Raw genomic sequence first — 12,085 nt, 5'->3', positions numbered from 1 at the left:
CGTCATCAAATAAGCCCCGTGTAAAGCAGTACCAGATAAATAATAAGCAAAAGCGACAGAACGCCAAGAAGCTTCCAAACGCCCTTTATGGCGGACTTTTCCTGCTTTTTAGCTTTAACAAATTCCTCGATAGCGTCCGGAGTGTATTCTTTGTGCATCTGGCTTCCTACTGTTGGATTGAGCATATCATTGATGTTGATGTTGCGGTATTTTTCCTCACGAAGCTTCTTAGGATCGGTCTCCTTGGTGCTGATGTTATCATATGAAGAATTGAGCAGGCTCTTGTCCATTTTCTTCATGTTGATAGCGTCCATAGAAAGCTCTGCTTCCTCAGGTCTGCCAAGGCTGTCACCATTGTCGTAAATATGCTTTGTGTCAACGCTCTTCATAAGCTGATTGTTTGAGCGGTTTGCCCTCAGCATCTTGATAAGAGTGTCAGTGTAGAGGTTTTCCTCTTCCTCAGCCTCGTCAGTAAGGATTATGTCCGAGGTGTCGTTTATCGCCTCGTCAACTGTATCGATAAGGGAAGTAAGTCCCTTGTTCGCCTTCTTGTATGGCTTTTTAGCCGCAGGCTTCGGAACTTCCGCCGCAGGCTGTGGAGCAGGCTGGCTGTACACAGGTGCTGAAACTGTCTGCTGTGCAGACTGTGCTGTCTGAACAGGCGTTGGAGCAGGTGCAGGCTGTGAAACTGGCGGAACAGAAGCAGAAACAGGCTGGCTTGCAGGTGCAGAGCCTGAAATGCCCTCGTGTCCCGGAATAAAGATCTTTCTCTTTCTTATAGGTGCGTTTATCTCGCCGGGAATACCGCTCTGAGCCATCGGCTTTGTGTTGAATACAGGAGCAGACTGGATGTCCTCTGCAGGCGTCGGTGCAGGTGCAGGAGCAAGCTGTGGCTCAGGTATAGGCTCTGGCTCTGGTGCAGGCTGTACTGCCGCAGGTTCAGGCTGAACGGGAGCTGGAGGCGGAACTACCTTAAGCTCAGGATTTTCCTCAGGCTCGTCAGGTATAGGCTCGCTGTCAGGACCGTCCTCGCCAACGATAGCGTCAGCAGAAATGGAGCTTGCAGCCGCAGAGAAATCGTTGCTCTCGATAGCAGAATCCTCGTCGCCCTCAAAGCTTACCATTTTGCCTGTTGTAACATCATAGTATTCCTCGCCGTCCTTGACAGCGATCTTGAGCTTCGGCGCAGGCTCGCCCCTCTTAGGCAGGTTAGCCTGTGGAATGTCAATGTCAGGGAATACCTCGTCAACGTCCACCTTTGCGATCTTAAGTATCTCCATTGCGGTTCTGCACTTCATAGAGCCTCTTACCATTTCCTTGATAGGAAGCAGAATTATATCGCAGAATGTGGCATAGAAAGACCTCAGCGCAGACATTGAGCCGTCAAGCATATCCTGAGGAAAACGATGGTCAAAATACTTATCCCATTGCTCAGGGCTTGACATTATCATCTTGTCTATGTACTGACAAAGCGGTATCCAAAGCTCAGGCTCTTCAAAATCTCTGTCATTGGTGATGAGCCACATATAACATCTGAGGAAACAGTCATAGCATGAAATATCTCTCAGGTTGAGCATAACGTCATCAATGTTCAGGGAAGCCGAAAATATAGGATCAGAGAATGCGAAGCATCTGTATCCGTTGCTGGCGATCTTTGCATAAGCCGTCTTCAGATCCTTTTCGGAACGGGAGAAAGGCGGCAGAAAATCAAAATCATAAGGCGTTTCATAATCAGCCGTGTCACCTTTAGCCGCCATATCAAGCAACTTTTTGTATGTGAGCGTGACATCAGCAGTAGGAGTGTCAACGGCTATGCCGAGCACCCTGAAAGGATTGCAGGCAAAAAGTTCCATTGCCGTTATCCCAAGTGACGGTCTTGTCATAAATATATCCTCCTCCATGAATTTACTTCATATATACTTAAGCTTTTACCATTCTTATTCGTGTTATCTTCTTCACGATCGGGTATTTTTGTGTATCTTTATGCCAAAAATAGTTTTCTTAAACTAATTTGTTTTTTGTTTTTAATTAACAAAATAAATAACTTAACAAATATAGTATAGCAAATATTAGTATAAATTACATTAACTAAACGTGAATTTTATATTTATATTATATTAATGCGAAACAAAATGCACAAAAAGAGTTTAAAAAATCGTACAAAAAGTAACTGTCAAAAGGTTTGCAATTTTGGTGAAAATATTGTATAATAAATAAGTATAAGATGTCAGGCATAAAATGCCGATATCAGATCATCATGCCAATAAAAAAGGGGGAGATCTTATGGGTCTGTTCAGCAGAAAAAGCTCCGAGCCCAAAACATCGACACAGCCTAAAAAGCAGCAGATAAATGCTGATGATATATGGAACACTCCTGTGAAGAGAGCAGGCGGAGATACGGCTTTTGTGAAGGAGTCCAACAGCGATAAGGTACACGCTGAGAAGATAACCGATACCATAGAGCCGGAAACTATCCGCAGCAAGATGGAGCAGCTTGAAAAAGAGCTGGCTGAAAAGAAAAACGATCCCGTAAAGACCTATGCCGACTACGACGTGAACCCAGTAGGACAGGCTGAGATAACCGATGCCCAGAGCGAGTATGAAAAGCTTTATGAGGAGGAACACGCAAGATTTGTAGCTTCTCATAAGGAGGATATAAGCGTGGCGTCCGTTGAGGGTATCGACTCAAAGCTTGAGGAGATATATAGGATACATGACGAGAAAGTGGCCCAGGAGAAGCGTGATACAGGCAATATCGAAGCCATAAGTGCAGAGACCACAGCCGCAAAGGTGGCTGAGCTTCCTTATGCAAAAAAGCCTGAGGACTATGCAGAGTATAAGGATATAAAGGGAATATCCGTCGATGAGGCTCTTGTGGAGGGTCTTGGCTCTGTTGACCACAGCGAGGACGACGACGCTATCGGCTCAGTATCGGAAGAGTTTTTGGCGCAGAAGGTGAAGGAATTTAACGAAAAATATGGCAGATGATCGGGGGGGTAAAGGCAGTCACTAGGGGTATTGCCAGAATAAATTGAATTGGAGAGATAAAATTGAAGATCAATACCGATAACCCTATCATAAAGTTTTCAGGCAAAGGCAAGCCGTTTCAGTATGATAAGTTGCTTTATGCTACATTAAATGAGTATATACTTGATTATAAGAATGCAAGACTTGATAAGCTTACCGATCAGGACGCTTCTATATGCCTTGCGAGAATAATAAGAAAAATGGAAGTCAATGACGTTCCTGTCCAGCAGTTTTTCCATGAAGAGCTTGAAAAGTGGAGCGAGCATACCAACTATGAAAAGATACTCAGACTTTGCGAGCTTATGGCAAAGGATATCTTCGGCTGTTTTGATAAGAACAGAGATGACGGCAACGGTGGCTTCTATAAAACAGACAGGATCTATTGCGTAAATAATGACGGTGAAAGAGATTATATCGTTTGTGACGAGGTTGAGAAAAAGGGACTTTTCAAGAAAGTTCCGACTCCTGTCACGTTGTATTTCAATGATCTTATGGAGAAAAATAAACGTGGCGAGCTGCCAAAATCAAAGTAAATTTTGTATTAACAAATAATAAGGAGAATATTAACATGGTAAATATAGAAATGGCAAATGGAAAGAATATTAAGATCGAGCTTTATCCTGACGTTGCGCCTATCACAGTTGCAAATTTTGAGAAGCTTGTTAAAGAGGGCTTCTATGACGGGCTCATTTTTCATAGAGTTATCTCAGGCTTTATGATACAGGGCGGCGACCCGACGGGAACAGGCATGGGCGGTGCAAAAGAGAAGATAAAGGGCGAGTTCCTTGCCAATGGTGTTCGTAACGACCTCAAGCATACAAGAGGCGTTATCTCAATGGCACGTTCAGCGATGCCAAATTCAGCAAGCTCACAGTTCTTTATCATGCACCAGGACGCTCCTCATCTTAACGGTCAGTATGCAGCATTCGGCAAGGTAGTCGAGGGCATGGACGTTGTTGACGAGATCGCAGCAGTTGACGTAAATTTCAACGATAAGCCGCTTGTAGATCAGGTCATGAAGAAAGTAACTCTTATTGAGGACTAATAAAAAGGAAAATCATGGGCTGCGGTCTTTATGGCGGCAGCCCTTGTTTACGGCAAAAACAATATCAGGAGAGTAAATAATGGATTTCAAGAAAGTAACAGTGGGATTTTTTGCAGCGGTCATGGCAATGACCTCAGTGTGTTTCGCTGATCCCGAAACGCCTGTGACAACCGATGTGCCAGCCACAGATCCTGTACCGGAAACAACCACTACCGCTCAGCCTCAGCGGGAGGACGCTGAAACGACTACAACTACCACAGCTCAGACATGGGAAACCACCACATGGGGAACTACCACATCTTATTCCTATGTTCCGGACACTCCGACTTCTACGCCGACAGTTGTAAAGCTTGTGGTCAGCGAGGTAAAGGACAAAAAGTTCACAGCGAAAATAAATATCCAGTCCGATCATCTTATCTCAAACGCATCTATCTCCGTGGGCTATGACGATAGCCTTGTAGAGTTTGAAAAGTGCGAAACCAACGATAAAGCAGGGGGCATGGCAGTTGACAACGCCTTTGCAGGTAAGTTTGTATATAACTATGTGAACGCAGACGGCACAGACTTTGACGGTGATTATGCGACCCTTCATTTCAAAGTCGCAGACGAAAAGCTCACCTCAACAGTGCTTTATCTCACAGTAAATTCCCTTGATGACGAAAACCTCAATGCCATATCAAATCAGGTAGAGAACGGTATCGTCAAGTATCAGGACGCTGCAGACGTTCAGCAGGACAACAGCGATTATATCGAAATAGACGTTGACTATTCCAAGTACCCTATCGCACCAGAGGATATAGGGCTTACAGATGTTGAAAGCGTAACAGTAGCCAACGGTGAAGTGCTTATATTCGAGGACGGCAAGTTTCAGACCCTCAGCACAGGCGAAACAAAGATAGATATTGTTTATAAGGACGGCTCAGTAGGGCATTTTAAAATAGTGATAAAAGAACCTGAAGCCGTGAAGCTTGAAAGCTCAGAAGCAGAAGCGACCTCAAAAGCCGCAAGTCCGGTGTCGGAAGAAAAGGGCGGTTCATCAATGGGCGTTATTATTGGCGTGGTCTGCGTTTTGTGCGTAGCTCTTATTGCCGCTGAGTATCTTATGATAGTGAAAAACAAAACAGTAGGCGACAATAAGTCAGCCAACAAGGATAATGATAAAGATATCCACGATACAGACGAAAGCGACGATACCAATTTGTCCGAGCCTGACGAAAATGAAGAGCAGGAAGAAACTGATAATACAGACGACGATACAGACACAGATAAAGAAACAGAAGAATAAACAAAAAGCGGTGCAGAGAATTGAACTCTGACACCGCTTTATTTTATTATTTGCTATTATTAGACAATTCCTTAAGCTCTCGACCCTCTTTAAGCAGGTCATGCAACCTTTGAGCGTCATTATTTGCAATAGCGTCACGATATTCCGTTAATCTTGCGATTATATGCTCTATCTCGTCCACCAGTGGACCACGGTTCATAAGGAAAAGCTCCGTCCACATATCTTCGTTGAGTTTAGCCACTCTCGTAAGGTCTTTGAATGATCCTGCCGAAAAGCCTGCCTGCTTTAAAAGACTAGGGCTTTTTACATAGGAACTTGATACAACATGAGCAAGCTGAGAAGTGAACGCAATAACGCTGTCATGCTCCTCAACGTTTGATACAACGACTTTTGCAAAACCGATATTATATGCAAGCCTTGATATATCTTGCACCACCCTCATAGGCGTTCTGTCAGTAGGCGTCATTATAAAGCTTGCTTTTTCAAAAAGATTGTCCACCGAGTATGCAAAGCCTGAAAATTCACGTCCTGCCATAGGGTGACAGCCGAGGAAGTTTACGCCGTTTTCAATGCAAACGCCCTCTACAGCTCTGACTATCTCGCCCTTTACTCCACAAGTGTCAAGAACGATACCGCCTTTCTTGAACTTACCTGCATTCTCCGTGATAAATTTTATGGTAGCCTCAGGGTGAAGTCCCACGATAACGACGTCACAGCCTGCAAGGTCGTCAATGGTCATTTCACCGTCGATAGCCTCCTGTGCCAGCGCCCCTGCTATCGTTCCCCTGTCAATATCTATACCGAAACAGCTCTCGTGAGTGTTCTTTTTTATTGCCTTGGCAAGCGAACCGCCTATAAGTCCAAGTCCAACTATACAAATCTTCATTGTCCGTCATGCTCCCTTTGCTTTTACGCTTTTAAGCTTTTATGTAATAAAGTATATCACTAAAATCACACTTTGTCAAGAGCCATGCACACCCAATTATTCACCGCAAAGCTCTGCAATAGCATTAGCGTACATATTCAGATTTATTTTGAAAGTTTCCATGGAAATATGCTCGTCAGCTCCGTGCATATTGTTGTTTTCCTCAGGAAATTCCGCACCGAACGCAACTCCGCCCTTTGTGTTGTGAACGTAGGTTATTCCGCCCTCTGCGATACATTTTCCCTTTTCGCCCTTGACCTTTTCGTATACCCTTAACAAGGTCTGAACGAATTCACTGTTTTCGTCCACATAATGCGGCTCCATGCCGTCAAGCTCGTCCACCTTGAAGCCCTTGCTCTCCAGTGCCGAAGTTATGATACCGCTTATCTCAGCGAGCGTCTTGTCAATAGGGAAGCGTATGTCGATACCGCCATGAAGCCTGCCACCCTCAGTTTTAAGGATAGTCAGCGCACAGGTCATCTCGCCTGATACATCGTCTGAAAAACCAAGACCGCAGGATTTTCCGTTGCATTCTCCGTGTGGGAAAAGCTCAGCCAACCCACCAAGGAGAGCATTTTTATTTTTATATTCTGCCACAAATTTTGTCACCGCATTGTCGCCGTTTTCAGGTCTTGACCCGTGTGACGATTTTCCTCTGATGACCTTCTCACAGTCGTCAGCAAACTTCACAATGCACTTGTCAGGGATAGCATTTATAACGCTTCCACCTTTTATCTCAGCTATCTTATCATCTGAAAATTCAGCAGAGAATGTAAGATGCACCATGCCCTTTTCGCAGTTGAGCACAGGAAAAGAGCCGTCGGGGGTGAACACCATTTCAGGGAAAGGCTGTTTGCTTTCATAATATTCCATGTCCTCACAGCCGCCCTCTTCATTGCCGCCGAAAATAACACGGAAGTTCTTTTTTATAGGAATGTTAAGCTCTTTGATAGCCTTTACAGCCCACAGCACCGCAACGCTCGGACCTTTGTCGTCAATTGTTCCTCTGCCGAAAAGCTTTCCGTCAGCTTTAGTCAGCTTGAAAGGCGGATAGCTCCAGCCCTCGCCTGCGGGAACAGTGTCAAGATGTGAAAGCACAGCAAGCTTACATTCTCCATTTTGGTAAAAATCACCGTGAACAGCATAGCCGTCAAAGTCCTTTGTTGTCATGCCGAGCTTTTCAAGATAAGCCTTTCCCCAGTCAAGAGCCTTGCGAGAACCCTCGCCAAATGGCTTAACAGGGGCGTTTATGTCACCTACGCTCTCAATAGAAATAATCTCGTCTAGGTCACGTAGGATCTCCTCCATGTGCTTGTCAAAATATTCTGCAAATTGTTTCTGATACATATTTATTCCTGCCTTTCAAGTGTGCAAATCATTATTTCCGAGGGATTATTCAGCCTGAATTTACCAAGCCCTGCCGTAACAGCAAGCTTAGCCAAGCCCTGTTCAGCGTCAAGCTCGTAAATGCCCTTTGTGTATCGTGGAAAGAATTTCCGTTCGGGAGAAAGTATTCCGCCAATAAAAGGCAATCTTATAACTCCCCCATGACAGTGACCCGAAAAAGTCACATCTGCTCCCCAGTCCGCATAAGCACGGAAAGCCAGCGGTGTGTGCGAAAGCAAAAAGTTACATTCGCTCCTGTCAGGCTCGCCTAAAAGCTTTGTAAGCTCGTCCTTTGTAATTTGCGGCAGGTCGTGATGTGAAAAATCTTCGTTGCGGTAAAATCTTTGGGGAAGCTGAGTGCCGTATATATTGATGTGATCCTCACCTATTTTTATCTGCTCCATGTTGTTTCTCAGAATGTGTACTCCACATTCGGTGAGTTTCAAAGCAAGGGCTTCGGCATTATCCATGTTGTCAGTTTCATGGTTACCGAAAATATAATAGGTCGGTGCAATATGTTTTAGCCTTTTCATAAGGGCAAGCTTCGGTATCATGTCCGTTTCATCACGGCTGTAAAGATCACCTGCAAAGAAAATAAAGTCAGGCTCGGCGGCAATACAGGAATTCACCAGATTGTTGAAATTATCCCCGTAACGCTTCTTGTGAAGATCTGCAAGAAGAAGTATCTTTTTACCAACAAAATTTTCAGGGAGCTTTGATACTTTCAGCTCATATTCGTTCACCCTTAGCTGTCTGTTGGAAATAAGCATATAACCGCCCAGAAATGCGGCGGCAGCAAAAAGCGGCAGCTTGTATGACATTTTATTACCTCATTCCTACTTGCAAAGATATTTTTTCAGGTCGTCCATTGCCCATTTTGCGTGGGCGTAGCCGTAATCATAAAGCTTTTTCAGCTTTGCAGGGTCGCCCTCAGTCCTGCCTACTCCGAAGGTGGTCTTTGGTGTGAAAACAAAGACTTTCCCCTCCGCTTTAAGCTCCATAAGCTCTGCGATACATTTGTTGTATCTCTCAGCTCTTGTGGCAAGGGCTTCGGCAAATTCAGGGTGCTTGTGATAATATTTCATGGCAAGCTTTGTGGCAGGCTCCTGGGTCTTAACATAGCCCTTTGGTCGTGTCAGCACAACGATATTTTTGTCACAGCCTGCTTTTATTGCCTGCATATATGGTATTGAATCTGATATACCGCCGTCCATATACATTTCGCCGTTTATCTCTATCTCAGGGAAAAGCAGAGGAAGCGCACAGGTTGCTCTAAGCAAATTCCAGTGGGTGTCATCTTTTGGCACGTCCATGTACTCAGCCTTGCCGTTTTTTACGTTTGTAACAACTGCACAAAATCTGCCCTTGAAGTTTCTGTAGGCTTCATAATCAAAGGGAAGCTCAACATTAGGCACAACATTGTAGGCATAATCAAGGTTATAGTAGCATCGGTTTTTCGGGTCGATAAGATGTCTTGCACCCATGTATTTCTTTGTTCCCATAAACTCAGTTGCAAGGCGGAGATTTCTGCCTATCTGCCCTGAGCAGTAAGAAACGCCGAAAGCTGCTCCTGCCGAAACGCCTATAACATAATCGGCTATTATTTTATCCTCCAGCAGAGCGTCCATTATTCCGCAGGAATAGACCGTTCTGCTGGCTCCGCCCTCTAAAGTAAGTCCAAGCATGATATTACCTCTGTTTCTGAAAAGAGGACGGCTTGACCGTCCCCAATTTTATTTTATATCTGTATCATTTAAAATTATGCAGAAAACGGGCGAAGGATGTTCGCCCATACAGTTTTTATCTTACGGCTTCAGATGTTGTATCTGCCCTGCTGTTATCCAAAGCTGAATTGTCAAGAACTGTTTCTGTGAACTCTCTGCCGTCGTCGGTAAGAGCCTTTTTAAGCTCGTCCATGGCGTTCTTTGTAGCGTTGTCGTCTGTTATCCTTACGATAACATTGTCGCTCATAAGCTTCACTGTGGAAACAAGACTTTTAAGATCTACCACACGCTCGTCGATTATATAAGTGCTTCCTGAAACCTTGATGTCATAAAACTCCTTTGGAGCTGCTGTTGTTGTGGTAGTAACGGAAGCTTCATTGGAGGAAGCACTTGCGTCCTTGCCGTCCCCTGAGCCTTCGCCTTTTCCGCCGCCCAGTCCAAGTCCAAGATACTGCATTATAAGAATAAGCGCCGCAATGATAATGACGATCAGCATGATACCAAGAAGCTTTTTCTTCTTTTTCTTTTTCTGCTTTTGTCTTTGTTTTTCAAGGTCACTGCGGTAGAGCTTTTCAACATCGTTCTGAATACTCATTTTTATTGTCCTTTCTATTTGGAAGTGTTTATGTATGTAAAGTAAACATTTTCGTATTTGTCTGACACAGCCTGCACAGCGTTTTCAACTATTCTCATGTTACGATAAAGCACAGCGTCACCGTCATAGACCACTGCCGCAAGCATTACTTCACCGTCTGCCGCACCGAGTCCTTCAAAAAGAGATATGAGCCTGCCTGAGATGTCTTCATCAGGGGTCACGGTCATAATATCCTCATCATTTCGGGAAATATACAGCTTGTCAGAGCCGTTTTCATTTCGCATATCAAGTGAGATAAGCATACCCTGAGTGTAGCCGTCAAGCGCCTGCTGATTTTTTGCGGCATTGCTGTTAATGCTCTCAGCCTTTTTATAGGCTTCATCTATCTGCTTTTGCATATCCTCACGGAGCTTTTCAAGCTCGTCAGCGGACTTTTGCTTCTGCTCCTCAAGCTGTTGAGTGACAGCCTGCACCTGAGCTTTTGCGTCCTCTTTCTGACTGTCGGCAGATGCGGAAACATCGGTCATGACCCAGAAAAGCATTATCATGATAACATCAAGCAGGGAAGTCAGCTCAAGGACTATGCCCTTATTTTTCCTGAAACCATTCATGGCTGTTCACCGCTTTGGGAATGTTCAGCGTTGTTTCTTTCAAGATAGAGCTGAACATTTTTCTCGTTATCCTCTATTTTTGCAGAGATTATGCCGTCAAGAAATTTGAAGATTATAGCAAAAACAAGTCCCCAAAAAGTGGAGGTCAAAGCGCCATAGAAATTATCCTGAACGTTTGTCATATCGCCCACCATACCAAGGAGGGAGATAACAGTGCCGAGGATACCCAAGAGAGGGAAAATCCCTGTGAGATTTACGAACAGAGAATAAAGGCTTCCTGTTCGGTTGCGCATAGAAACGATATCTGTTTCACGAATGTCCGAAATATCGCTGTCAGCCTGACGGCGGGAAGCACCTGAGTCGGGAACGAAGATGTTAAGATGAAGCTTGTTGTAGAGAACATCAGCCGATTTTTTAGTGAGATAAAAGACGAGGGCGGTCGCGACTGCAACCAAGAAAATTATCATGTCGAAGCCGAAAAAGTTCATAAAAATTACGGAAAAGAGTTTTTTCATGGATAAGACCCCCTATAGAGATAATGATAGCACATTTTGAGGTAAATTGCAAGATGTGGGGGCGGATTTTTAGTGAGGAGGGGAGGAATGAGGAATGAGCATAGCAGACCAAAGTAAATTACAAGCATAAAGTAAAATAAAGCACCGAGCGAAGCGAGCAAAAGGTCCAGGGACACGTCCCTGGTCAGGGTCAAGGGGTGAAACCCATTGTGGGGTCTAGGGGCAAAGCCCCTAGCGGAGTATGAGGCAGAGCCTCATTCGGCGCAAGCCGACAAGGTGCAGATTGTAGTATCAAAAGCATATAGAAGTCAAATATCAGATAAAATTGATATCGGAGTATAAAATCTGCACCGCTTTTCTATCCCATAGCAAAACGTAGATACGCAAAGAGCGAAGCGATTTTGCGGAGGAATAAACTAACCCAAATAACTGTAGGGGTGACCTTGTGTCGCCCGTGTTCAGAATTTGCATAATTTCAGCATTGTAGGGGCTTGGCGCCCTCGACAGCCCACTCGAAGGTGTAATGCTGTGATTGTTGTATCTTTGATGCCAAATTATTTTCGAGGTACATTATTGTGATATTCCCCGATAATTCAATGGGCAAGAAAGAGCGGGCTGTCGAGGGCGCCAGCCCCTACAAGCGTGATAGGATAGTTTTTTGTTCTGTCCTATAATGGTTGTAATCGTGGACTTGTTTCTTCGACGGGCGAACGCTGTTCGCCCCTACAGATTTGTTGCCGTAATTTTGTGGTTTTGTACGATTTTTATTCAGTTTTCAAGCTTCAAACAAGGTGCAGGAAGTGCTTTTCTGTGCGATCAGAACCTCTCATCGTGTTCACCTAACTCACGCTCTCAGAATGTGTCCTCATACACTGCTACCTTGCAGGATATTCGATTCGGGATAATACCCTTATACTTATCCCGAAAATCACCACTTTTGTTGCATAAAAAATGCAACAATTGCAGAAATGT

At 44.5% G+C, this 12,085-nt stretch carries 12 protein-coding genes; 4 read left to right on the top strand and 8 right to left on the bottom strand.

Features of this window, described 5'->3' with window-relative positions; genetic code table 11:
• Positions 1-5 precede the first annotated feature (5 nt).
• Positions 6-1,883: a hypothetical protein gene (locus DW938_RS04815; protein ID WP_118124055.1), complete on the bottom strand. Its 1,878-nt coding sequence runs from the start codon at positions 1,881-1,883 to the stop codon at positions 6-8.
• 400 nt (positions 1,884-2,283) lie between these two features.
• On the opposite strand from DW938_RS04815, the gene DW938_RS04810 reads away from it, so the two are divergent.
• From DW938_RS04810 to DW938_RS04795, 4 genes are all read left to right on the top strand, one after another.
• Positions 2,284-2,988: a hypothetical protein gene (locus tag DW938_RS04810; RefSeq protein WP_118124054.1), complete on the top strand. Its 705-nt coding sequence runs from the start codon at positions 2,284-2,286 to the stop codon at positions 2,986-2,988.
• Positions 2,989-3,050: 62 nt separating this feature from the next.
• Positions 3,051-3,560: a hypothetical protein gene (locus DW938_RS04805; RefSeq protein ID WP_118124053.1), complete on the top strand. Its 510-nt coding sequence runs from the start codon at positions 3,051-3,053 to the stop codon at positions 3,558-3,560.
• Between the two features lie 35 nt (positions 3,561-3,595).
• Positions 3,596-4,072, top strand: coding sequence for a peptidylprolyl isomerase (locus tag DW938_RS04800; protein ID WP_117876559.1), 477 nt, complete (start codon positions 3,596-3,598; stop codon positions 4,070-4,072).
• A 79-nt stretch (positions 4,073-4,151) separates the two neighbouring features.
• Positions 4,152-5,357 (top strand): hypothetical protein, encoded by a 1,206-nt coding sequence (locus DW938_RS04795; RefSeq protein WP_118124052.1) that lies wholly within the window; start codon positions 4,152-4,154, stop codon positions 5,355-5,357.
• A gap of 46 nt (positions 5,358-5,403) precedes the next feature.
• Here DW938_RS04795 and DW938_RS04790 read toward each other — a convergent pair whose 3' ends face one another.
• The 7 genes from DW938_RS04790 to DW938_RS04760 form a co-directional block, all read right to left on the bottom strand.
• Positions 5,404-6,243, bottom strand: coding sequence for a prephenate dehydrogenase/arogenate dehydrogenase family protein (locus tag DW938_RS04790; RefSeq protein WP_118124051.1), 840 nt, complete (start codon positions 6,241-6,243; stop codon positions 5,404-5,406).
• Positions 6,244-6,339: 96 nt separating this feature from the next.
• Positions 6,340-7,629: a Sapep family Mn(2+)-dependent dipeptidase gene (locus DW938_RS04785; protein WP_118124050.1), complete on the bottom strand. Its 1,290-nt coding sequence runs from the start codon at positions 7,627-7,629 to the stop codon at positions 6,340-6,342.
• A 2-nt stretch (positions 7,630-7,631) separates the two neighbouring features.
• Positions 7,632-8,489: a metallophosphoesterase gene (locus DW938_RS04780; protein ID WP_118124049.1), complete on the bottom strand. Its 858-nt coding sequence runs from the start codon at positions 8,487-8,489 to the stop codon at positions 7,632-7,634.
• A gap of 15 nt (positions 8,490-8,504) precedes the next feature.
• Positions 8,505-9,353 (bottom strand): patatin family protein, encoded by an 849-nt coding sequence (locus DW938_RS04775; protein WP_181984372.1) that lies wholly within the window; start codon positions 9,351-9,353, stop codon positions 8,505-8,507.
• Positions 9,354-9,468: 115 nt separating this feature from the next.
• Positions 9,469-9,987: a hypothetical protein gene (locus DW938_RS04770; protein ID WP_118124047.1), complete on the bottom strand. Its 519-nt coding sequence runs from the start codon at positions 9,985-9,987 to the stop codon at positions 9,469-9,471.
• A gap of 14 nt (positions 9,988-10,001) precedes the next feature.
• On the bottom strand, positions 10,002-10,598 hold the full coding sequence (locus DW938_RS04765) for a cache domain-containing protein (protein ID WP_038672047.1): 597 nt from the start codon (positions 10,596-10,598) through the stop codon (positions 10,002-10,004).
• Positions 10,595-11,113, bottom strand: coding sequence for a MotA/TolQ/ExbB proton channel family protein (locus DW938_RS04760; RefSeq protein WP_022287931.1), 519 nt, complete (start codon positions 11,111-11,113; stop codon positions 10,595-10,597). The genes DW938_RS04765 and DW938_RS04760 overlap by 4 nt, the downstream gene beginning before the upstream one ends.
• Positions 11,114-12,085: the final 972 nt, after the last annotated feature.

Source organism: Ruminococcus sp. AM43-6, from assembly GCF_003461785.1.
GTDB classification, from domain to species: domain Bacteria; phylum Bacillota; class Clostridia; order Oscillospirales; family Ruminococcaceae; genus Hominimerdicola; species Hominimerdicola aceti.
The sequence above is the reverse complement of the archived record's forward strand: the minus strand, read 5'-3'. Positions and strand labels throughout refer to the sequence as shown.